The 21,977-nt window shown below is 62.3% G+C and carries 18 protein-coding genes, 1 tRNA gene and 1 pseudogene; 5 read left to right on the top strand and 15 right to left on the bottom strand.

Annotated features, from left to right (window positions below):
- Both ISP15_RS11115 and ISP15_RS11110 read right to left on the bottom strand, forming a co-directional pair.
- Window positions 1-326: pseudogene (locus ISP15_RS11115) on the bottom strand (OmpA family protein); the annotation flags it as partial.
- A gap of 197 nt (window positions 327-523) precedes the next feature.
- On the bottom strand, window positions 524-1,975 hold the full coding sequence (locus tag ISP15_RS11110; protein WP_404547391.1) for a bifunctional 2-methylcitrate dehydratase/aconitate hydratase: 1,452 nt from the start codon (window positions 1,973-1,975) through the stop codon (window positions 524-526).
- Window positions 1,976-2,321: 346 nt separating this feature from the next.
- On the opposite strand from ISP15_RS11110, the gene ISP15_RS11105 reads away from it, so the two are divergent.
- Entirely contained in the window at window positions 2,322-2,993 is a 672-nt protein-coding gene (locus ISP15_RS11105) for a YjbE family putative metal transport protein (RefSeq protein ID WP_404547389.1), read from the top strand.
- A 54-nt stretch (window positions 2,994-3,047) separates the two neighbouring features.
- Window positions 3,048-3,659, top strand: coding sequence for a glutathione S-transferase N-terminal domain-containing protein (locus tag ISP15_RS11100; RefSeq protein ID WP_404547388.1), 612 nt, complete (start codon window positions 3,048-3,050; stop codon window positions 3,657-3,659).
- A gap of 52 nt (window positions 3,660-3,711) precedes the next feature.
- On the opposite strand, the gene ISP15_RS11095 is transcribed toward ISP15_RS11100, so the two are convergent.
- The 3 genes from ISP15_RS11095 to prpB all read right to left on the bottom strand — a co-directional run bounded on the left by ISP15_RS11095 (window position 3,712) and on the right by prpB (window position 7,143).
- Entirely contained in the window at window positions 3,712-4,572 is an 861-nt protein-coding gene (locus tag ISP15_RS11095; RefSeq protein ID WP_404547387.1) for an autotransporter outer membrane beta-barrel domain-containing protein, read from the bottom strand.
- A gap of 472 nt (window positions 4,573-5,044) precedes the next feature.
- Entirely contained in the window at window positions 5,045-6,193 is a 1,149-nt protein-coding gene (prpC, locus tag ISP15_RS11090) for a bifunctional 2-methylcitrate synthase/citrate synthase (protein ID WP_404547386.1), read from the bottom strand.
- A 65-nt stretch (window positions 6,194-6,258) separates the two neighbouring features.
- A complete protein-coding gene (gene prpB / locus ISP15_RS11085; protein ID WP_404547385.1) occupies window positions 6,259-7,143 on the bottom strand; it encodes a methylisocitrate lyase in 885 nt (294 codons plus the stop codon).
- Window positions 7,144-7,333: 190 nt separating this feature from the next.
- Between prpB and ISP15_RS11080 the strand changes: the two genes are divergently transcribed.
- Window positions 7,334-8,551, top strand: a complete 1,218-nt coding sequence (locus ISP15_RS11080; RefSeq protein ID WP_404547384.1) for a citrate synthase family protein — start codon at window positions 7,334-7,336, stop codon at window positions 8,549-8,551.
- Window positions 8,552-8,632: 81 nt separating this feature from the next.
- Here the strand turns inward: ISP15_RS11080 and ISP15_RS11075 are convergent.
- From ISP15_RS11075 to ISP15_RS11045, 7 genes are all read right to left on the bottom strand, one after another.
- Window positions 8,633-8,725 (bottom strand) — tRNA-Ser (locus tag ISP15_RS11075).
- 68 nt (window positions 8,726-8,793) lie between these two features.
- A complete protein-coding gene (gene csrA / locus ISP15_RS11070) occupies window positions 8,794-8,997 on the bottom strand; it encodes a carbon storage regulator CsrA (RefSeq protein ID WP_404547383.1) in 204 nt (67 codons plus the stop codon).
- A gap of 270 nt (window positions 8,998-9,267) precedes the next feature.
- Entirely contained in the window at window positions 9,268-11,904 is a 2,637-nt protein-coding gene (gene alaS, locus ISP15_RS11065) for an alanine--tRNA ligase (protein WP_404547381.1), read from the bottom strand.
- A gap of 80 nt (window positions 11,905-11,984) precedes the next feature.
- On the bottom strand, window positions 11,985-12,479 hold the full coding sequence (locus tag ISP15_RS11060) for a regulatory protein RecX (RefSeq protein ID WP_404547380.1): 495 nt from the start codon (window positions 12,477-12,479) through the stop codon (window positions 11,985-11,987).
- 93 nt (window positions 12,480-12,572) lie between these two features.
- A complete protein-coding gene (locus tag ISP15_RS11055) occupies window positions 12,573-13,187 on the bottom strand; it encodes a short chain dehydrogenase (RefSeq protein ID WP_404547395.1) in 615 nt (204 codons plus the stop codon).
- Window positions 13,188-13,204: 17 nt separating this feature from the next.
- A complete protein-coding gene (recA, locus tag ISP15_RS11050; protein WP_404547379.1) occupies window positions 13,205-14,239 on the bottom strand; it encodes a recombinase RecA in 1,035 nt (344 codons plus the stop codon).
- Window positions 14,240-14,363: 124 nt separating this feature from the next.
- Complete coding sequence (locus ISP15_RS11045) at window positions 14,364-14,873, bottom strand: CinA family protein (RefSeq protein WP_404547378.1); 510 nt, start codon at window positions 14,871-14,873, stop codon at window positions 14,364-14,366.
- 92 nt (window positions 14,874-14,965) lie between these two features.
- Here ISP15_RS11045 and mutS point away from each other — a divergent pair, with 92 nt between their 5' ends.
- Both mutS and ISP15_RS11035 read left to right on the top strand, forming a co-directional pair.
- On the top strand, window positions 14,966-17,539 hold the full coding sequence (gene mutS / locus ISP15_RS11040) for a DNA mismatch repair protein MutS (protein WP_404547377.1): 2,574 nt from the start codon (window positions 14,966-14,968) through the stop codon (window positions 17,537-17,539).
- 160 nt (window positions 17,540-17,699) lie between these two features.
- Window positions 17,700-19,142 carry a catalase gene (locus tag ISP15_RS11035; protein ID WP_404547376.1) on the top strand — a complete coding sequence of 481 codons (1,443 nt, stop codon included), beginning with the start codon at window positions 17,700-17,702 and terminating at the stop codon, window positions 19,140-19,142.
- 378 nt (window positions 19,143-19,520) lie between these two features.
- Here ISP15_RS11035 and ISP15_RS11030 read toward each other — a convergent pair whose 3' ends face one another.
- The 3 genes from ISP15_RS11030 to ISP15_RS11020 form a co-directional block, all read right to left on the bottom strand.
- Window positions 19,521-20,075 carry a response regulator gene (locus ISP15_RS11030; RefSeq protein ID WP_404547375.1) on the bottom strand — a complete coding sequence of 185 codons (555 nt, stop codon included), beginning with the start codon at window positions 20,073-20,075 and terminating at the stop codon, window positions 19,521-19,523.
- Between the two features lie 106 nt (window positions 20,076-20,181).
- On the bottom strand, window positions 20,182-20,586 hold the full coding sequence (locus ISP15_RS11025; RefSeq protein ID WP_404547374.1) for an RNA-binding S4 domain-containing protein: 405 nt from the start codon (window positions 20,584-20,586) through the stop codon (window positions 20,182-20,184).
- Window positions 20,587-21,012: 426 nt separating this feature from the next.
- Window positions 21,013-21,918, bottom strand: a complete 906-nt coding sequence (locus ISP15_RS11020; protein WP_404547373.1) for an AEC family transporter — start codon at window positions 21,916-21,918, stop codon at window positions 21,013-21,015.
- Window positions 21,919-21,977 lie beyond the last annotated feature (59 nt).

Genomic DNA, 21,977 nt, shown 5'->3' with positions numbered 1-21,977 from the left:
CACTTGTTGCCCTGGCCGAACACCGCCGAATCGGCATCGCGCTTGGTGCGGTCCACGAACAGTTCAACCGAAACGTTCGGGCTGATGAATTTACCCACCGACAAACCGTAGAAAACTTGGCGGCTGCGCGTGTTGCGGTCAGTGTCGTTGTAGTAACCGCCCACCGTCGGTGCGACGTACCAGCGGTCGTCGAAGCCGTTTGGCCACGCCGGCGCACCGCTCGTATCGGTGCTGCTGCCAGCGGCGGCGGTGTTGTCCTGCGCGTGAACGGCACCTACGCCGCCCAGGGCAAGAGCGATCAGAAAATACAGGCCCTTACGTTTCATCAGGTGTCTCCTCTTCTTAATGATTAGGGCATTTCATCCCGCCAAGAATGAAAATCGCTTTTTGTTATGCGCAATAAATGACGGATAACCAAAAAATCATGCGACGCATTTGTACCCGCTTGCACCACTTTAACAAAAACTAAACGATTTGCAAAATGTCGGGCTAATTCTCCCTGAATTTTCTTCTCACATTGTCTTTACAATGTGAAGAGGCCCATAAATGCTTGAATCGGCATTGCGTCCAGCTTGGCCGGATCAGCAGTGGATTCCAGGATGGCCTTGACCTTGTGCGAGGGCAGGTGGCCGCGCAGCGCCGCTTCGAACTTCTTGAGCAGCACCGGAATACCCTCGCCACGACGCTTGCGGTGACCGATCGGGTAATCGATGGACACTTTCTCGGTGCTGCTGCCGTCCTTGAAGAACACCTGCACTGCGTTGCCGATATAGCGCTTTTCGGGGTCGAAGTAATCCTTGGTGAACTGTGGGTTCTCGCTGACTACCATCTTGTCGCGCAAGGCGTCGATACGCGGGTCGGCAGCCACATCATCGTTGTAGTCGTCGGCAGTAAGGCGACCGAAGATCAACGGGACGGCCACCATGTACTGGATGCAGTGATCGCGGTCGGCGTAATTATCCAACGGGCCGGTCTTGTCGATGATGCGGCATCCGGCCTCCTGCGTTTCGATCACCACTTTCTCGATCTGATCGAGCTTGCCCGCTACCTGGGCATGCAACTGCATGGCGCACTCCACGGCGGTCTGCGCATGGAACTCGGCCGGGAAGCTGATCTTGAACAGTACGTTCTCCATGACGTAGCTGCCGAATGGTCGTTCAAACTCGAACGCCTTGCCTTTGAAGGCCACGTCGTAATAGCCCCAGGTCTTGGCGCTGAGCGCCGACGGATAACCTACTACGCCGCGATACACCGCGTTGATGGCGTGCATTACCGCGCGGCGGCAGGCATCGCCCGCGGCCCAGCTTTTGCGGGGGCCGGTATTGGGGGCATGGCGATAGGTGCGCAGTGCGCCGTTGTCGATCCAGCTGTGCGAGACGGCCGTGGTGATCTGCTCTTTGTTGCCCCCGAGCATGGCCGTGGTTACCGCGGTGGACGCCAGCCGTACCAGGATGACGTGATCCTGGCCGACACGGTTGAAACTGTTGAGCAAGGCATAGCTGCCCTGGATTTCATGCGCTTTGATGGCGTAGGACAGTACATCGCGCACGGTCAGCGGCTTGCCGCCTTCGCGTTCGGCCTGGCGGCTGAGGTAATCGGCGACGGCGAGGATGGCGCCGAGGTTGTCCGAAGGATGGCCCCATTCGGCAGCCAGCCAGGTGTCGTTGAAATCCAGCCAGCGGATCTGCGTACCGATCGCGAACGCCGCCTGTACCGGATCCAGTTCGTGGCTGGTGCCCGGCACGCGCGCACCGCCAGGGAGCGTTGCGCCCGGCACGATCGGGCCCAGATGCTTTACGCATTCCGCAAATTTCATCGCCAGCATGGCCGTTCCCAGCGAATCGAGCAGCATGTAGCGCGCGGTGTCGTAGGCCTCGGTCGAGTCGATCCGGTAATCCGCAACGTAGTTGGCGATGTCAACCAACGGCTGATCGGGGTCGGGACGCTTGGCGGAACGGATGTCGTGCGCGCTCATGGCAGGGCTCTCGCGTATAGGGGAAACGCCCATTGTAACGGGCGGCGGGACTTGGGGAACGCTCAGACACATCACTTGCGGCGGGAAAGAAGCCTGATGCACACGCATTACGCACCGTGCTCCAGCACGCGAACTTGACCCCTACCCGCTTCCCTCCCAGAATCCAGCCCATCATCCCAGAGGGGAGTAGTTCCGGACGCACCGCGTCCGTGCGGCGATCGTCATCACGAGCGAGGCTTCGCTCCGGACGCCGCGGCGGCGTGAGCCGCGAACGAGACTTTTGCGATAACGCCGGGCCACGCGCGTCCGGCGTCGTCGCTTGAGTCCCGCGCGTAAAGGAACCCGCATGGCCATCCCCACTCATCTGCTTTCGGATCTGCTGACCATCGTCCTGCTTGATCTGGTGCTGGCCGGCGACAATGCGATCGTCATTGCCCTGGCTGCCCGGGATCTGCCGCGACGCTTGCAAAAGCTGGTCGTGTTCTGGGGTACGTTCGGCGCAGTGGCAGTGCGCATGTTGCTCACCGTGCTGGTGGTCTACCTGCTCCAACTGCCCGGATTGATGCTGCTTGGCGGTTTGCTGCTGCTGCCGATCGCGTGGAAGCTGCTGAAGCCCGAGCCGGAGAACACGCATGCGGTGGCTACCGCCGCGAACTTCTGGCCCGCGTTGCGCACGATCGTGCTCGCCGACGCGCTGATGGGCTTGGACAACGTATTGGCGATCGCCGGTGCCGCAAAGGGCCACATGGGCCTGGTCGTGATCGGATTGCTCATCAGCATTCCGCTGGTGGTCTGGGGTTCCACCCTGATCCTCCGCTTGGTCGAGCGTTTTCCGATCGTCGTGTATGCCGGAGCCGCCGCGGTCGCCTGGACGGCTGGTCGCATGATCAGCCATGAAAAAGCGTGGCTTGCGTGGTTCGAAAGCCATGGCTGGATGAAGCATGTGCTGGAAATCGGCTTTGTCATTGCGATTTGTGGCGGGCGCTATCTGGTCAATCGCCGCCATCGTGCTACTTGAGCAAAGGTTTCGCGCACACGACACTATGAAGCTATTCCCTGACATGGACTTGCCATGAAGCTCTACTACCTGCCCGGCGCGTGTTCGATGGCCGATCACATCGTGCTCGAATGGATCGGCCAGCCTTATGAAGCGCAACAGGTAGCGCGCGATGCCTTGCGTTCGCCCGAATACCTGCAGATCAACCCGACCGGACAAGTGCCCGCGCTTGTCGATGACGATGGTTGGGTGCTGACCGAGAATGTCGCCATCCTCAACTACTTGATGGATCGCTTTCCGGAAGCCAGGCTCGATGGTCAAGGTTCACCGCGCGAGCGCGCAGAAGTGAATCGCTGGCTGGCCTTTCTCAACGCCGACGTGCACCCTGCCTTCAAGCCGCTGTTCGCAGCGCAACGCTTTATCGCCGATGAGGCCCAGCATGCGGCGCTGCATGAATCGGCACGCCAGAAGCTGCGCGCCCACTTCGAACGACTGGATGCGCAGCTGGCCGGCCGCGAATGGCTCACGGGCCATCGATCGGTCGCGGATGCTTACCTGTACGTCGTGCTGCGCTGGGCCAAAGGCAAGCAGGTGGACCTCCAGGGCCTGCACCACTTGGATGCATTCGCCAAGCGCATGCACGACGACGCAGGCGTGACCGCCGCGATGCGAGCCGAAGGCCTTTGAGCGTCAGCGGCCGGCTGCGCCGTATGTGCCAGCCGGCCGCGGAACGTGCCTGTCAGAAACGCAGTCGCAGGAACACCGAAGGACCGTCCATGCGCATCGCCAGGTAATCGTTGTAGTCGTGATGCTCCTGCCGGATATCGATACGGGTGTAATCGTATTCCGCGCCAAAACCGAGGTTTTGCCACGGGAACCATTCCACGCCGAGCGCAGCGTCATAGATATGGCCCCCAAGATGGCTACCGTTCTTTTTGACGCCGGAAGCGTTGAAGTACATGCGCACGTTATTGCTGAAGGCATGCCGCCAGCCAAGCTGCAGTTCTGGGGCCCAGGCACTATCCGTGGTGGAGGCGGATGCATAGGTGGACGCTTGCCCGACCAGCGGTCCGGTCAGCGACGCCTGTCCGCTGATGCCAGCATGCACTCGGTAGTATGCCGCGCCGACACCGACGCCGAACACATCGTTTTCGTGGCCAAACCACCATTTATAGGCAGCACTGCCGAAGTCGAAATTGACCCGGCCGGTGACAGACGCAGAAGCATCATAAGTGTTCCCCTCGAAACCGATCGCGCTGCTCAGTGACTTGGTTCGCGACTGATCGATTCGGTAATAGTCGAAGGAAAAACCCTGGCTGTCGCCGAGCAGGAAGTCGAAGCGCACGCGCGGCGAGGTCTCGTGCGTGGGAAACCCGAGATCGCGCTGGAGATTGAGCTTACCGTTGACGTTGGGATTGTTCAGTCCGGCGCCGATCGTCGTGCTGCTGTCGGCGTAGTAACCACCAAGCCAGAGACTGATTCGATCCAGCGCGGGCGAAACGTTCGAATCCGTATCGTCGGCAAAGGCCGTGCCGCTGGCTAACGCAAGCGCAACGCACAAAACGCGGCGGCAAATATGAGATGGGGCGGTGCAACGCATAGTGGAATCTCCTTGGCTTTTTACGTAACGCGGGCTTTCTTTTTGCACAGCGCGCGTCTTGAGCGGTCTCAACTCGTTCATGAAGATGAGCGGACACCCCTGCTTCGATACTAGAGATCGCCAATGTGCACGCACCGTGCAAACCGCGGCATTTTTTTGCGCATGCAGGCGCCGTGCGCGACAAGAACCTGCGCTCGATGCGGAACGTTCAGTAACGTGCATGCATCAATACGTGTACTCGACACGAAGACGATGAAATCCTCATCCAATCTCAAACAGATCATGGAAAGCGCGACCGCCAATGGCGTCAGATAGGTGCACGACGACTGTTGCGTATCGCGATGAAGACAACGCAACCATGCCGAGCCAGGACCTCGCGACCAACATGCGCGTGGCATATATGCCATCCATTCCACGCACACACAGACATAAAAAAAGGGGCACTAAGCCCCTTTTGTGATCTTGGTAGCGATTATCGCTTTTCGATCGGCGTATAGGCCTGATCTTCCGGGCCGGTGTAGTTGGCGCTGGGGCGAATGATCTTGCCATCCTCGCGCTGCTCGATCACGTGCGCACTCCAGCCTGATGTACGCGCAATCACAAACAACGGGGTAAACATCGCCGTCGGCACGCCCATCATGTGGTAGGCACTGGCCGAGAACCAATCGAGATTGGGAAACATCTTCTTCAGTTCCCACATCAATTTTTCGATGCGCTCGGAAACCTCGAACAGGTTCGGGTTGCCACCTTCGGTACAGAGCTTGCGCGAGATTTCCTTGATGATCTCATTGCGCGGATCGGACACGGTATATACCGGATGGCCGAAGCCGATAATGATCTCCTTGCGCTCCACGCGCGCGCGGATATCGGCCTCAGCGGCGGTCGCATTGCGATAACGCGCAATGATCTCCATCGCCACTTCGTTGGCACCACCGTGCTTGGGGCCACGCAGCGCGCCGATGGCGCCGGTGATGGCGGAATACATATCCGAACCGGTACCGGCGATGACGCGCGCGGTAAAGGTCGAGGCGTTGAATTCGTGTTCGGCATAGAGCACCAGCGAACGATCCAGCGACTGCGCGTGCAGTTCGCTCGGCTTCCTGCCATGCAGCAGATGGAGGAAATGCCCAGCGATCGACTCGTCTTCCGTCTCGGTTTCGATGCGCTTGCCGTTGTGGCTGAAGTGATACCAGTACAGCAGTATCGAGCCAAAGCTCGCCATCAGGCGATCGGCGATATCGCGCGCGCCAGTAACGTTGTGGTCTTCCTTCTCGGGCAGCACCGTGCCCAACACGGAACAACCGGTACGCATCACGTCCATCGGATGAGTGGCGGCAGGCAGCAGCTCCAGCGCGCTCTTCACCGGCGCCGGCAAGCCGCGCAGGCGCTTGAGTTTGGCGCGATAGGCATTGAGCTCGGCCCAGTTGGGCAGCACACCGTGCACCAGCAGGTAGGCAACCTCTTCGAAGCAGCCCTTGGCTGCCAGATCGTGGATATCGTAGCCGCGGTAATGCAGGTCATTGCCGCTGCGGCCAACCGTGCACAAGGCGGTATTGCCCGCCGCCACGCCCGAAAGGGCAACGGATTTCTTCGGCTTGGGGGCGGTGGATTGCTCGCTCATCGGATCATGCTCCTGGTGCGTACTTGAACAACGGCCGCGGGGACTGCCGCAGCCGAAGGGATGGATTATTTCTTGCCTGCAAACAATTGGTCGAGCTTGTCTTCGTAGGCGTGATAACCAAGGAAGTCATAAAGCTCTTCGCGCGTCTGCAAGGTATCGATGATGCTTTTCTGCGTGCCTTCGCGGCGCACGGTTTCATAGAAATGCAGCGCTGCCTTGTTCATGGCGCGATAAGCGCCACAGCAATAAAGGGCGATATCGACATTCGCGCTGCGCAACTCGTCGGTAGTGAAGAACGGCGTGGAGCCGAATTCAGTGAGATTGGCAAGGATCGGCACTTTCACTGCCTGCCTGAAACGACGGTAGTCCTCCAGCGTTTTCATCGCCTCGGGGAAGATCATGTCCGCGCCAGCCTCGACATAGGCACAGGCGCGCTCGATCGCCGAATCGATACCTTCCACCGCCGCCGCATCCGTGCGCGCCATGATGACGAAGGCCGAATCGGTGCGCGCATCGACAGCCGCCTTCACACGATCGACCATTTCGTCCTTCGTCACCACTTCCTTGCCGGGACGATGGCCGCAACGCTTCTGGCCGACCTGATCCTCCATGTGCACGGCGGCCACGCCCACATTGACGAAAGAGCGGATCGCGCGCGCGATATTGAAGGCGCCGCCCCAGCCGGTGTCGATATCCACCAACAGCGGCAGCTGCGTGGCATCCACGATGCGGCGCGCATCGGTGAGTACATCTTCCATGGTGCTGATGCCCAGATCCGGCATGCCCAGCGAATTGGCCGCCACGCCACCACCCGACAGGTACAAGGCCTGGTAGCCGACGCGCTTGGCCATCAGGCCGGCGTAGGCGGTGATCGCGCCCATGATCTGAAGCGGACTTTCGGCGGCAAGCGCGGCGCGAAAGCGGCGGCCGGCGGAGTCAGGCTGGGTCATGTTGGTTCTCCGAAACAGCGAATTGTAAGTGATGTGCCGCGACCGCCATGTCGCGGCGCGGTAAGCGGCCCCAAGCGCCATGGATTCGGTTGCCTGGCCATGCCGAGGGGGAAAGCAATGACGCCAGAACACCACTGTGTCACGCGAAAATACATTGATCAATCTTGATCGAAAGGATCAATATATTTCCATGCGCACCGATTACCTGTCCGCCCAGGATGCTGCTTCCCGCCTCGGCGTCAGTCTCGCCACGCTCTACGCCTACGTGAGTCGCGGGCGTATCGATTCGCGCCCGGGTGCCGACGGGCGCAGCCGCGAATACAGCGGTGGCGATATCGAGCGACTGATCGAGCGCCGCCAAGCCGGGCGCGGCGCCGCCCGGGGAGCCGCGCACAGCCTCACGTGGGGATTGCCGGTGTTGGAGACGCGGATCTCGCTGATCCGTCCGCTCGGACATTATTACCGTGGCGCATCCGCCATCACGCTGGCCGAAACCGGTGCCACGCTGGAAGATGCAGCGCGACTGCTGTGGGACTGCGGCAACCACGACCCTTTCGCCGCCGAGCCAGGCAGATCGTGGCCACCAGCAGTGGCTTCGCTATTGCGTCAACGCGATCTGCCGCCGCTTGAGCGCACAGCGGCCGCGTTGCCATTGCTGGCCTTGCATGCCGTCCATTCGCACAGCGCCGACGCGCGCCACCGCCGCGATTATGCGGCGCAGTTGTTGCGCGAAACCGCCGCGCTGCTGGGCGGCACGCAGCCGGATCGCCAGCCGATCCACCAATACCTGACTGGCAGTTGGCGCAAGGAGAAACCGGGCCTTGGCGAACTGGTACGGCGTGCACTGGTGCTGTGCGCGGATCACGAACTCAACGCCTCCTCGTTCGCCACGCGCGTCGCGGCATCGACCGGGGCCAGCCTTCATGCGGCCGTTTGCGCCGGGCTTGCCGCGCTCTCCGGGCCACATCACGGCGGTGCGGCGGCGCGCGCGCACGCCTTCATCCAGGACATGCTAGGCGAGCAACATCCGGAAAGACGTATTCGCGAGCGGTTGCGACGAGGCGAGAGGCTGCCGGGATTTGGACATCCGCTTTACGTCGAAGGTGACCCGCGGTCCGGCGTGCTGCTGCGCGCCCTGGATGCAACGCGACCGCATCCCGGCCATTTACCGCGCATCCGGCAAATGGTCGACGTCATGCAAAAGCAAAGTGGCCTTCGTCCCAACCTGGATTTCGCATTGGCCGCGATAACATCGGCCTACGATCTGGATGCCGACGCCGCGCTGGTCATCTTCGCGGCCGGTCGCATGGCGGGATGGCTGGCACACGCACTGGAGCAACAGGAAAACGGAAGCCTGATTCGCCCGCGCGCCGATTATGTCGGACGACTTCCGGCACGCGCGGATTGACGCATGGCCGACGAGCGGGCGAACCGCAGAATGTTTCCCCGCATAACGCAAAAAAGCGCCCGGGGGCGCTCTTTGCATTACTGGCGGAGAGAGAGGGATTCGAACCCTCGATAAGGCTTTTGACCCTATACTCCCTTAGCAGGGGAGCCCCTTCGGCCTCTCGGGCATCTCTCCGTATTTTGTTCCGTGGTGTCACGGAGCCGGAGAGGATACCGGCCAATGCCCTCGAGGTAAAGAGGCGGTCAATGACCGCCTGATTCACCCGAGGCGCCGCCTTCGTCGTTCTCGCCTTTGATGCGCTGGTAGATCTCTTCGCGATGTACGGCCACGTTCTTGGGCGCATTGATGCCAATGCGCACTTGGTTGCCTTTAACACCGAGAACGGTGACGGTCACCTCGTCGCCGATCATCAGGGTTTCACCGACCCTGCGGGTCAGAATCAACATAGCTGCTACTCCATTTAATGCTTGTGGTCACAGGCCATCTGCATGCTGTTGCCTCACCCCTGAGCACAGTCACCACGCAGTTCTGACGTTTGCATCCGTCAAAGGCCTACCGCCTTCCCCGGCTCCAAACACATCAAGATGCCCCGAAAGACAACTTGCCATTTAAAAACACCACCGCAACAGTGGTGCCAATATCTGACCGATACTAGCCGAGCGTCAGCGCCGGGTGCAATCTACACATATTCTTGACATCCGGCCATATGCGGCGCATCAACCCGTCAGTTGTTGTTCGATCCACCCCACTGTACCTGTCAAAACGTCAGGTAATTGTGGTTTATCCAAGCCGCCGCCCTGCGCCATGTCCGGACGGCCGCCGCCCTTCCCTTCGATCTGCGCGGCGACATGCGCCACGACATCGCCGGCCTTGATGCGTCCGCCGGCCTTGCCATGCACGCCGGCGACCAGGGAAACGCGGCCCTCCACGGCGCCCGCCAGCAGCACCACGCAATCGGCAAGCTGTTGTTTCAGTTGATCGACGCCATCACGCAGCGCTTTCGCATCCAGGCCTTCCAGACGCGCCGCAATCACTTTGATACCGCCGACGTCCCGCGCCGAATTCGCCAGGTCGCCGGTCATGGAGCCGGCCGCCTTCGCGCGCAGCGATTCCAGTTCGCGCTCAAGCTTCTTCTGGCGCTCGAGCAGCTGGCGAAGCTTGTCCGCGGCATCGTCGCCGCTGCTGGAAAGCAGTTGCGACAGCTCGCCCAGGCGGCGTTCTTCGCCGGCCACGTAAGCGAGCGCTCCGGCGCCGGTGACGGCCTCGATGCGACGCACGCCTGATGCAACGCCGGCTTCGCTGACGATCTTGAACAGACCGATGTCGCCGGCCCGTTCGACATGCGTGCCACCGCACAACTCGGTCGAGAAATCGCCCATCTTCAGTACACGTACTTCATCGCCGTATTTCTCGCCGAACAGCGCGATCGCGCCGAAAGTGATCGCGTCGTCATAGGCCATGTGGCGTATTTCCGCCGCTGCATTGCGGCGCACTTCGTCATTCACCAACGTTTCGATCCGCGCCAACTCTTCACGACTGACTGGCTTGAAGTGCGAGAAATCGAAGCGCAAGCGGTCTGGCGCGACCAGCGAACCCTTTTGCGCAACATGCGTGCCCAGCACCTGGCGCAGCGCCGCATGCAGCAAGTGCGTGGCGGAATGATTGAGCACGATGGCCTGGCGTCGCGTCGCGTCGACGCTGGCAAACACCGCATCGCCTGTGCGCAGCGGCTGTGCGCCATGCCAGCGGCCGGCATGGCCGAAGAACACGCCGCCCATCTTGAGCGTATCGGCGACATCGAAGCGGCCCGCCGCATTCGACAGCGTGCCGGTATCGCCCACCTGACCACCGGATTCGGCATAAAACGGTGTGCGATCGAGTATCACCAGCCCCTCCTCGCCCTCGGCGAGCTGGGCGATCTGCTTACCGGCGCGCACGATGCCGACTACCTTGCCGGCTTCGCCGGAGAGGCTTTCATAGCCCAGGAACGCGGTGGGCTTGAGCTGGCTGGCCAGCTCCGCCGGCATCTGGCCCTTGGCTTCGAAGCGGCTGGCGGCGCGGGCGCGCTCGCGTTGCTGTTCCATCGCTTGCTCGAAGCCGGCCATGTCTACGCCAAGGCCGCGCTCACGGGCGATATCGGCCGTGAGATCGACCGGGAAACCATACGTGTCGTATAAGCGGAACGCCGCTTCGCCGGGAATGACCTGGCCGGACTTCGCCGCCACTTCGTCGAACACGCGCATACCGTGCTCCAACGTTTCGCCGAAGCGCTGCTCCTCGGTTCGCAAGGCTTCTTCGACGAAGGATTGTTTCGTCGCGAGTTCCGGGTAAGCCTCGCCCATTTCCTCGACCAGCGGCCGCACCATTTTCCAGAAGAAATCGCCGCGCACGCCCAGCATCCAGCCATGGCGCAAAGCGCGGCGGATGATCCGGCGCAGCACGTAGCCACGCCCCTCGTTGGAAGGCAGCACGCCGTCGACGATCAGGAAGGAACACGCGCGAATATGATCGGCGATCACGCGCAAGGATTTATTGGCGAGGTCCTGCGTCTTGGTAAGTTCCGCCGCAACCTTGATCAGGTGCTGGAACAAATCGATCTCGTAGTTGGAGTGCGCGTGCTGCAACACCGCCGCAAGGCGCTCCAATCCCATGCCGGTATCCACGCAGGGCGCCGGCAAAGGCGACAGCGTCCCGTCGGGCGCGCGGTCGAACTGCATGAACACCAGATTCCAGATCTCGATGTACCGATCGCCATCTTCGTCCGGCGAGCCGGGCGGGCCACCGGCAATTTCCGGGCCGTGGTCATAGAAGATCTCGGTGCACGGACCGCATGGACCGGTGTCGGCCATCTGCCAAAAATTATCGGACGCATAAGGTGCGCCCTTGTTGTCGCCGATGCGCACGATGCGCTCGGCCGGCACACCGATTTCGTTGTGCCAGATGCCGTAGGCCTCATCATCGGTGTGATAGACGGTCACCCACAGCTTGTCCGCGGACAGCTTCAGCACGACGGTCAGCAGTTCCCATGCATAGCGGATCGCATCGCGCTTGAAATAATCGCCAAACGACCAGTTGCCGAGCATCTCGAAAAAGGTGTGGTGGCGCGCGGTGTAACCCACCGAATCGAGGTCGTTGTGCTTGCCGCCGGCGCGCAGGCAGCGCTGTACGTCGGCCGCACGCACATAGGGCAGCTTCTCGCTGCCGAGGAACACATTCTTGAACTGCACCATGCCCGAATTGGTGAACAGCAAGGTCGGGTCGCTGGCCGGCACCAACGAGCTGGACGGCACGATGGTGTGATCCTTGGCACGGAAATAGTCGAGGAAAGCGGAGCGAATATCAGCGGTTTTCATGAGGTCGGGGGCAAAAGACGAATAGGGCGCGACGCGATTCCGACGCCGCGACCGGCCCATGCGCCTGCCGGGGCAGGGCCTCAGGGAATTTCGTCGGCGGCGTCGTCCACGTCGGTGTGGGTGACATCCCGTACTGTGGCGGCGGGAAAGCCTCGGCGCAAGAGGAATTGCGCCCGGCGGGCGCGTTCGGCGGTGTCCGCGACGCCTCCGCCGCCATAACGGCGACGAAGCTGGACGGCAGCCAACGCACCCCAGTCGATATCGGCGGCGCCGAGCAAGTCACGGATACGGGAGTCCGAAAGGCCATGGCTTTTCAACTCCGCGCGCAGGCGCATGGGCCCATAGCCCTGGCCGGCGCGGTTACGGATCAGCGCTTCGGCGAAGCGGTCGTCATCCTGGTAATTCTGTTCGCCGAGGCGATCCAATGCTTCGCCAGCCTCATCGCCGGCATAACCTTTGTGGCCGAGTTTCTGCCGCAATTCGCGGCGGGAATGCTCACGGCGCGCAAGCAAGCCCAGCGCCTTGTCATAGGCACTGGGCTTGGTCTTTTCATGATCGCCGGGTTTGCGCTTCATCGGCTGTTGCTTATCCCGTCTCGCCTGGGAAAAACGTCGGCGCCATGGCGAAAAGCTTGGCCAGCATTTCCCTGGGAATGGACAACGAAAACCTCAAAACACCGTATAGATCTGGCCGGTCTGCGCCCCTTCCACGCTGCGGCTGAAAGCCATGGCGGCACGCGCCGCGCTGACCGGTTCGAAACCCCGGAAAAACGGCGCGTAGGAAGGCATCGCCTCGGTCAGCACGGTGGGACTGACGACATTGATACGCAAGCCGCGCGGCAACTCGACAGCGGCGGCGCGCACGAAAGCTTCCACCGCGCCGTTGACCAGGCTGGCCGAACTGCCCGCCACGATCGGTTGCTGGGAGAGGATGCCGGTGGTCAGCGTGATCGAGCCGCCATCGCGCAGATGATCGCGGGCAGCCAGGGCAAGGTTCACCTGCCCCAGCAGCTTGTCGGCGATGCCCAGCGTATGCAGCGACTCGCCATAGGGCGCCGCCTTGAAATCCGCCAGCGGCGCGAAAGCGACCTTGCCCGCCGCACTGATCACCGCATCCAGCTCGCCGGCTTGCTTCAATCCGCGGTGGATGCTCTGGACATCGGTAAGGTCGATGTTCACGCTGCCGGCATGGCGGCTGGCCGCAATGACCTCATGACGCTGACCGAGCTCGGCCGCCACCGCGCGCCCGAGCGTACCCGATGCACCGACCAGCAGAATCCGCAGGCGTCGCTCGCCCATGCTCAGGCTTCTTCCAATGCTTCTGCGGACGCAGCTGGCGTGCCGCCGGTGCTTACCAGCAGGCGCGCGCGCAATTCACGATCGATCTCATCGGCGATCGCCGCGTTGTCCCTGAGGAACTGGCGCACGTTTTCCTTGCCCTGCCCGATGCGGTCGCCCTTGTAGCTGTACCAGGCGCCCGACTTGTCGATCAGGTTCTCCTTGACGCCCAGCTCGATGATCTCGCCTTCGCGCGAGCTGCCCTCGCCGTAGAGGATCTCGAACTCGGCCTGGCGGAATGGCGGCGCCACCTTGTTCTTCACTACTTTCACGCGCGTTTCCGAGCCGATCACTTCCTCGCCCTTCTTCACCGCGCCGATACGACGGATATCCAGGCGCACGGAGGCGTAGAACTTCAGCGCATTGCCGCCGGTAGTGGTTTCCGGACTGCCGAACATCACGCCGATCTTCATGCGGATCTGGTTGATGAAGATCACCAGGCAGTTGGATTTCTTGATGTTGGCGGTGAGCTTGCGCAGCGCCTGGCTCATCAGCCGGGCGTGCAGGCCGACGTGCGAATCGCCCATCTCGCCTTCGATTTCAGCCTTGGGCGTGAGTGCGGCGACCGAGTCGACCACCACGATATCCACCGCGCCGGAACGCACCAGCATGTCGGCGATTTCCAGCGCCTGCTCGCCGGTGTCGGGCTGCGATACCAACAGGTCTTCCACGTTCACGCCCAGCTTCTGCGCATAGCTGGGATCGAGCGCGTGCTCGGCATCGACGAAAGCCGCGGTACCGCCGTTCCTCTGGCAGTTGGCGATCACCTGCAGGGTGAGCGTGGTCTTGCCCGACGATTCCGGCCCGTAGATCTCCACGACGCGGCCACGCGGCAAGCCGCCCACGCCGAGCGCGATGTCCAAGCCCAGCGAACCGGTGGAGATGGTGTCGATGTTGTCGTCGGTGCGGTCGCCCAGGCGCATCACCGCGCCTTTGCCGAATTGCTTCTCGATCTGGCCGAGGGCGGAGGCGAGCGCCTTGCGCTTGTTGTCATCCATCGTCTTGATTCCGGTCGTGGTGGGTATGGCGTGCATCCTCTCCCAGGACCGTCTCACGGACTGGGATCGATGAAGGTTTCAAGTATCCCACATCGGTCAAGCCAGCCCGATGGCGAATGCCTGCTCAGTCCGTCAGCATCTCCAGCACACCGGCGAGAGCCGCCGCCACGGTCCGGCGCCGCACCGCTTCGCGATCGCCGGAAAAATGGAACAGCCTGGCACGCGCCGCCGTGTTGAGCCGCTGCCAGCCGATCCATACGGTGCCGACCGGCTTGTCGGCCGTGCCGCCGCCAGGCCCGGCGATGCCGGTTACCGCCACGGCCATGTCGGCACCCAGACGGTCCAGTACACCGGAAACCATTTCCAGCACGGTCTCCTCGCTCACCGCTCCAGTCCGCTCCAGCGTGGTGCGGCGGACCCCGAGCAGCCCTTCCTTCGCCCGGTAGCTGTAGGTCACCACGCCAGCGTCGAACCAGGCGGAACTTCCGGGCAGGTCCGTCAAGGTCTTGGCGATCCAGCCTCCCGTGCACGATTCGGCCGCCGCCAGCATCAATTGCTGCTGCTGCATTGCCGCTGCAATCTGGACGGCCCGCGACGCAAGTTCGGCGTCGGTAGGAACGGATGACAACTCCATGCGAAACTCCGCGTTCTCTCGACGCCCTGCTTTGTGGCGCGATGTTTTTCGTTGTACCCCCTTTCGCGCCACGACGCCAAGACTTTGACCGCATGAGCCAGGACGACCTTTCGCTGCACACCCCCTTGATGCGCCAGTACCTAGCCGCCAAGGCCGCGCATCCCGACGTGTTGCTGTTCTTTCGCATGGGCGATTTCTATGAGTTGTTCTATGACGACGCCCGCAAGGCGGCACGGCTGCTGGATATCACGCTGACCCAGCGCGGCCAGTCCGCGGGGCAGCCGATTCCGATGGCCGGGGTGCCGTATCACGCGGTGGAGAATTACCTGGCCAAGCTGGTGCGGCTGGGCGAATCGGTGGCGATTTGCGAGCAGATCGGCGATCCGGCACTGGCCAAAGGCCCGGTGGAACGCAAGGTGGTACGTATCGTCACGCCAGGCACGGTGACCGATGCAGCCTTGCTGGAAGAGCGCCGCGACAACCTGTTGCTGGCTATCGCCGCGGGCGCGCAAGGTCATTACGGCCTGGCGTGGGTGGATCTTTCCAGTGGCCGCTTCCTGTTGAGCGAAGTGCCCGGCGCCGAAACGCTCGCTGCCGAACTGGCACGCCTGCAGCCCGCCGAAACGCTGGTGTGCGAAGACGTGGCCTGGCCAAAACTGGTGAGCGCGCTGCCAGGGCTGCGCAAGCGGCCGCCGTGGCATTTCGATGGCGATGCGGCACGCCGCGAACTCAATCGTTTCTTCGGCACGCGCGACCTCGGCGGCTTCGGCGTCGATAGCCTGTCGCTGGCTGTCGCGGCGGCCGGCTGCCTGCTTGGTTACGTGGAAGAAACGCAAAAGAGCGCCCTGCCGCATCTTTCCGGGATGGCCGTGGAAAGCGCCAGCGAAACGATCGCGCTGGATGCCGCCACGCGCCGCAACCTTGAACTGGACACCCATCCGAGCGGACGTACCGAGCACACCATGCTGGGCGTGCTCGACGAAACCGTCACGCCGATGGGCGCACGCCTGATGCGTCGCTGGTTGAATCGTCCGCTGCGTTCGCGCGAAACCTTGCGGCGACGGCACCAGGCGATTGGCGCGCTGATCGAGTCGCGCCGTTACGAAGGTTTGCGCGATCAGCTGCGCGGCATCGGCGACCTGGAGCGCATCCTGGCGCGCGTCGCCCTGCGCTCCGCACGCCCGCGCGACCTTTCCACCCTGCGTGACGGACTGGCGGCCGCGCCCGCCTTGCGCGCCTCGATCGCCACGCTGGATAGCCCGTTGCTGCACGCCCTGGTCGACGGCATCGGCGATCACGCGGCGACGGCCGAGCTGCTCAAGCGAGCCATCATCGCGCAGCCGCCGGTATTGCTGCGCGACGGCGGCATCATCGGCGATGGCTATGACAGCGAACTGGACGAACTGCGCCGTCTGGCCACGCATGCCGACCAATACCTGGTGGAACTGGAAGAACGCGAGAAAGCTGCCAGCGGCATTCCTGCGCTGAAGGTCGGCTACAACCGCGTGCACGGCTATTACATCGAGATCAGCAAGGCGCAATCGGAGAAGGCGCCCGCGCATTACACGCGCCGCCAGACCACCAAGAACGCCGAGCGCTATATCACCGAAGAACTCAAAACCTTCGAAGACAAGGTGCTTTCCGCCAAGGAACGCTCGCTGATGCGCGAACGCGCCTTGTACGAAGCCCTGCTCGATACCCTCACCGAACAGCTTGAGCCGCTCAAGCATGCCGCCTCGTCGCTGGCGGAACTGGATGTGCTGTGCACGCTGGCCGAACGCGCCGACGCGCTGGACTGGCGCGCGCCGGAACTCACCGATGCCGCAGGCATCGCCATCGAGCGCGGCCGCCATCCCGTGGTGGAAAAGGTGCGCGACGAGCCGTTCGAGCCGAATGACCTCGTGCTCGACGACAACCGCCGCATGCTGGTCATCACCGGGCCGAACATGGGCGGCAAATCCACCTATATGCGCCAGAACGCATTGATCGTGCTGCTGGCACATATCGGCAGCTACGTGCCTGCCGCGCGCGCGGCGATCGGACCGATCGATCGCATCTTCACGCGCATCGGCGCCGGCGACGATCTGTCGCGCGGACAATCCACCTTCATGGTGGAAATGAGCGAAACGGCCAACATCCTGCACAACGCCACGCCGCAAAGCCTGGTGCTGATGGACGAAGTCGGGCGCGGCACCAGCACCTATGACGGTCTTGCGCTTGCCCGTGCGGCAGCCGTGCACCTGGCGGCGAGCAGCCGTGCCTATACCTTGTTCGCCACGCACTATTTCGAGCTGACCGAACTGGCTGTCGAATATCCCACTATCGCCAACGTGCATCTGGACGCGGTCGAATACGGCGAACAGCTCGTCTTCATGCACGCAGTAAAAGAAGGACCGGCCAATCGCAGCTTCGGCTTGCAGGTGGCCGCCCTGGCCGGCCTGCCCAGATCGGTTATCGCCGATGCGCGGCGCACGCTTGCCGAGCTGGAGCGCGGCATGCATGCGCACGTCGGCGCGCCTGCCGCGGCCGCTCCCGTCTCGCCACAACTGGGCTTGTTCGCCGCATCGCCTTCAGCCGTGGAGCGCGAACTTGCCGGACTGGATCCGGACACCATGGCCCCGCGGGATGCGCTCGAAGCGCTTTATCGCCTGAAATCGTTGTCCTGAAGCGCGGACGGCTTTCTGCCACCGTACCGGCTGGCTATAGCCCAGCCCTATGGGAAGCATCGGAACAATCGAATTCCTTTTGCCGTCGAAGGTTGCGTAGAGTCGGTTTCCAGCTGGCAGACGCCAGCCACTCCAGCAGCCGCAACGAAGGGAATTCGCCATGAGCCAAGACCGCAAGACACTGACCACTACTTCGGGCGCACCGGTGCCCGATAACCAGAACAGCCTCACCGCGGGTCCGCGCGGCCCCTTGCTGGTGCAGGATCACCAGCTCTTCGAAAAGCATGCGCATTTCAACCGCGAGCGCATTCCCGAGCGCGTGGTACATGCCAAGGGCTCGGCGGCCTTCGGCACACTTACCATCACGCACGACATCACCCGCTACTCGCGCGCGAAGGTCTTTGCGCCAGGCAGCCAGACACCCCTGCTGTTGCGCTTCTCCACGGTGGCCGGCGAGCGCGGTGCCGCGGATGCCGAACGCGACGTGCGCGGCTTCGCCATCAAGTTCTATACCGAGGAAGGCAATTGGGACCTGGTCGGCAACAACACGCCGGTGTTTTTTGTGCGCGACCCTTACAAATTTCCCGATTTCATCCACACCCAGAAGCGCGATCCGCGCACCAACATGCGCAGCGCCACCGCGATGTGGGATTTCTGGTCGTTATCGCCCGAATCGCTGCACCAGGTCACTATCCTGATGAGCGACCGCGGCCTGCCTGCCTCGCTGCGCCATATGCACGGCTTCGGCAGCCACACTTTCAGTTTCTGGAACGAAGCCGGCGAACGCTTCTGGGTAAAATTCCACTTCAAAAGCCAGCAGGGCATCAAGAACTGGTCCAATGCGCAAGCCGCCAAGGTGATCGGCGATGACCGCGAATCGCACCAGCGCGATCTTTACGACGCAATCGAGAACAAGGACTTTCCGCGCTGGACGATGTACGTGCAGATCATGCCGGAGGCCGAAGCAACCCGGACGGCCTACAATCCTTTCGATCTCACCAAGGTATGGCCGCACAAGGACTATCCGCTGATCGAGGTCGGCGTGCTCGAGCTGAACCGCAACCCGGACAACTATTTCGCCGAAGTCGAGCAGGCCAGCTTCTCGCCCGCCAACGTAGTGCCGGGCATCAGCCATAGTCCTGACAAGATGCTGCAATTTCGCATCTTCTCCTACGCCGATGCGCACCGTTATCGGTTGGGCGTCAATTACGAGCATCTGCCGGTGAACCGCCCGCGCTGCCCGGTACACAACTACTATCGCGATGGAACCCTGCGCTTCGACGAAAACGGCGGCGGCAGCGTGAACTATGAGCCCAATTCGTTCAACGGGCCCGTGCAAGACACGTCGGCCAAGGAGCCGCCCTTGAAGATCTCCGGCGATGCCGATCGCTACGATCATCGTGAAGGCAATGACGACTATACGCAGGCCGGCGATCTGTTCCGCCTGATGAACGCGAACCAGCAGCAGCAGTTGTTCGACAATATCGCCGGCGCCATGCAAGGCGTTCCGGAAGAGATTGTGCGTCGGCAACTGGGTCACTTCGCCAAGGCCGATCCGGCTTACGCGGCAGGCGTGGCGAAGGCGCTAGGCATCAAGCTTTGATCCAGCCGTAAAAAGAAGCGCCGCAGCTCACGCGCTGCGGCGTTTCTTTGTCTTTGGGCATGGCAATCTGGGCACGCCAGGGATGCTCTGATCAATGCTACGCAGGCGGCATGATGACCAGAAGGCTCGCAGAGTGTGTTGTGCGGCGCCGGGAAGACTGGCCGTCTTGCCAAGCCGCGCGGCGCACTCTGCGAGCCTTCTGGACATCACCCCATAGCTTTAAATTCAATATGTCGGGGCCAGCTCTGTCTGTCCGCATCCCTTCCTCGCTCCTCAAAGCCGGGTACATCCATGTACCCTCCCCGCGTGCGCCGACGAACCTATGGTCTGCGAACACACAGAGCTGGTGACGCCTACATAGCATTGATTAGAGCATCCCTAGGCTGCAATGCTCGACGCCGTCGCGCCGACTTCCACGTAAGGTACCGTCGGATCCAGCATCGCCGCTGGCGAAACCAGCGGCGCACGCGCTGCCAGCCGCCCCGCACGGACCAATTGATGAATAGCCCGTTGCACTTCGCGCTGGCCGAAAGGCTTCTTGATGAAATCGTCCGCACCGAAGCGCTGTACGTAGAACTGCTCGGTTGCCTGCTGGTTGCCGCTGATCATTACGATCGGAATATGGCGCGTGAGCGGATCGTGTCGCAAACTGCGCAGCACGGCAAAGCCATTGATGCCCGGCAGCACGATGTCGAGAAAAATCAGCTCCGGCTGTTCGGCTTTCGCCAGCGCGATCGCGCTTTCACCATCGACCGCCTTTTGCACGGCATAAGCGTCCTGCCCCAACATCTTGCCGAGCACGGCACGGATGGTCGGCGAATCGTCCACCACCAATACTCGCGTGCCGGCGGCTGCCTGCAACAACCGTCCATGCTGGACGGCGTCCGAGGCATGGCCGCCAAGCAAGCGCTTGAAGAATTCGATCCCGTTCATGCCGTCCCCTCAATCTGCAATCCCGCTCGCGCAGCGACGTCGTATCGAATCGCTCGCTTTACCGGGATATTCACGCAGATTCAGGCGGATTTCTGAGATGTGCTGCTCATGGAAACTCTTTAAGCCGTCGCAGTTCCCGGCGTTCCTGCTTGTTGGGCCGCGAAGCGGGATGATTGAGTCCCTCACCGCTCAAGCGGCGTTGCTCGCGCATCTGCTCTCGTGCGCGCAGGCTGGCCTCGGTTTCCCGATAGAGGGTTTGCGCCACACTGGCCGGCCCCCGCTGTTCCGATAGCGCGAGGACTTCCAGTTCCAGCCGCTCTTCCCCCCGGGTCAGCCGGACGCGGTCGCCGACATGCAGGGTCTTGGCAGGCTTGCAGCCGGCGCCATTGATATCGACCTTGCCGCCATCGATAGCCTGCTTGGCGAGGCTGCGCGTCTTGTACATGCGGGCGGCCCATAGCCATATGTCGGCGCGCACCGCGGCCAGCGAGGAAGGGCGGCTATCGTTCATGGCTGGCATTATCGCCTCATCGACGCCCGAAAAAGGAATGGGTCCGTGAATATCGAATGGCAGCATTATCTACGCCTCCCGCTGGCGTTCTTCGCCGGCTTTGCTGTTGCCCGCGCCATGTATTTGCGCAGGTCCCCTGCTCCACCTTGCCAACCCGACCTTGGTATCAGCGATGCCCAGATCATGGCCGAATACGATGCCGGCAACAGGGTCGGCGCGCTGAGGCTATACCGCCGGCGCACCGGCTGCGGACTCAAAGCTGCCCAGGAAGGCCTGCACACGATGGCACGGGCATGGGAGGAAAACAGACCTGCCTGCAACGATGCGGAGCAACGCTTCAACCTGCTCGCGCGCTGCCTTTCCTCGACCTCAGGCCCTGTGCCGTGTGTTACTCGTGCACGTTGGCCCCGCTTGTATCCCAACCGTTCAAACCGGCGGCAGCCACAGGTTCGCGAGTGGGACGGTCAGCAGGGACAGCACAATGCCGGCACCCAGCAAGGCATTGGCGAGCGGTGGATCAAGTTCGTATTCGTCGGCAAGAATGGCGGCCGAGATCATCGGCGCCATGGCCGCCTGCAAAACACTGATGGTGAGAACCAGACCGCCGACGCCGGCGGCCCGGCCGATCAACCAACACGCCAAAGGCGCCAGCAGCAGTTTCCAGCCCAGGCCCCAACTCAGCGCTCCCACCTGCATTGCATCGACGCGAAACCGGAACTGCATGCCGACCGAGAAAAGAGCGAGCGGCGTGAGCGTCGCCCCGAGCGGAGCCAGCACCCCGTTCACGGCCTCAGGCCAACCGCCGAGCCTGCCGGCGAGCACGCCGACAACCAGCGCGACGAAGGCCGGAAACGTGAGGATGCGGCGCACGATCAATCCCGCTTCGGGGCGACGTCCTGCATAGATGGATGCCACCACGATGCCGGCCGAGGAAAGCAGCGGGAAACAACCGAGCTGATCGGCTACCACCGCCAGCGAAAGCCCCGCCTGCCCATGCAGGGCGAGCAGCATCGGATACCCCATGAACGAGGTATTGCCCAAGCCGCACACCAGTATCAACGCACCGGTGCGACCGCGCGGCCAGCCGAGGCGCGAACCCAGCCATCCGAACAGCAGCCACGCGCCGCCAAATACCACCAGCATGGCGGCCACCGGAAACCATAATTGCGAATCGAATGTCACGCGCGGGATCAGGTTCAGCACCAGCGCAGGCAGAGCAACGTTGATCACCCACCAGTTGATGCCCGGAACGATGCCGGCAGGCGGCCGCGCCCAGCGTGCCACCACGACCCCAAGCAACAGGCAGGCAAACAGCAGCAGCAAGGCGCTCATCGCGTTCCTTCAACAGCAAGGCGGCCGCAGTATAGCGGCCGCCCTGGCAAGCACTTGGA

This window comes from Dyella jejuensis, assembly GCF_044904675.1.
Classification (GTDB): Bacteria; Pseudomonadota; Gammaproteobacteria; order Xanthomonadales; family Rhodanobacteraceae; genus Dyella_B; species Dyella_B jejuensis.
Note: the sequence above shows the minus strand (reverse complement) of the source record. Positions and strands in the feature narration are given on the sequence as shown.

Coding starts and splice junctions, on each gene's coding strand:
- ISP15_RS11110 (WP_404547391.1), bottom strand. CDS start 1,975: ATGAGCGCGCACGACATCCGTTCCGCCAAGCGTCCCGACCCCGATCAG.
- ISP15_RS11105 (WP_404547389.1), top strand. CDS start 2,322: ATGGCCATCCCCACTCATCTGCTTTCGGATCTGCTGACCATCGTCCTG.
- ISP15_RS11100 (WP_404547388.1), top strand. CDS start 3,048: ATGAAGCTCTACTACCTGCCCGGCGCGTGTTCGATGGCCGATCACATC.
- ISP15_RS11095 (WP_404547387.1), bottom strand. CDS start 4,572: ATGCGTTGCACCGCCCCATCTCATATTTGCCGCCGCGTTTTGTGCGTT.
- prpC (WP_404547386.1), bottom strand. CDS start 6,193: ATGAGCGAGCAATCCACCGCCCCCAAGCCGAAGAAATCCGTTGCCCTT.
- prpB (WP_404547385.1), bottom strand. CDS start 7,143: ATGACCCAGCCTGACTCCGCCGGCCGCCGCTTTCGCGCCGCGCTTGCC.
- ISP15_RS11080 (WP_404547384.1), top strand. CDS start 7,334: ATGCGCACCGATTACCTGTCCGCCCAGGATGCTGCTTCCCGCCTCGGC.
- csrA (WP_404547383.1), bottom strand. CDS start 8,997: ATGTTGATTCTGACCCGCAGGGTCGGTGAAACCCTGATGATCGGCGAC.
- alaS (WP_404547381.1), bottom strand. CDS start 11,904: ATGAAAACCGCTGATATTCGCTCCGCTTTCCTCGACTATTTCCGTGCC.
- ISP15_RS11060 (WP_404547380.1), bottom strand. CDS start 12,479: ATGAAGCGCAAACCCGGCGATCATGAAAAGACCAAGCCCAGTGCCTAT.
- recA (WP_404547379.1), bottom strand. CDS start 14,239: ATGGATGACAACAAGCGCAAGGCGCTCGCCTCCGCCCTCGGCCAGATC.
- ISP15_RS11045 (WP_404547378.1), bottom strand. CDS start 14,873: ATGGAGTTGTCATCCGTTCCTACCGACGCCGAACTTGCGTCGCGGGCC.
- mutS (WP_404547377.1), top strand. CDS start 14,966: ATGAGCCAGGACGACCTTTCGCTGCACACCCCCTTGATGCGCCAGTAC.
- ISP15_RS11035 (WP_404547376.1), top strand. CDS start 17,700: ATGAGCCAAGACCGCAAGACACTGACCACTACTTCGGGCGCACCGGTG.
- ISP15_RS11030 (WP_404547375.1), bottom strand. CDS start 20,075: ATGAACGGGATCGAATTCTTCAAGCGCTTGCTTGGCGGCCATGCCTCG.
- ISP15_RS11025 (WP_404547374.1), bottom strand. CDS start 20,586: ATGAACGATAGCCGCCCTTCCTCGCTGGCCGCGGTGCGCGCCGACATA.
- ISP15_RS11020 (WP_404547373.1), bottom strand. CDS start 21,918: ATGAGCGCCTTGCTGCTGCTGTTTGCCTGCCTGTTGCTTGGGGTCGTG.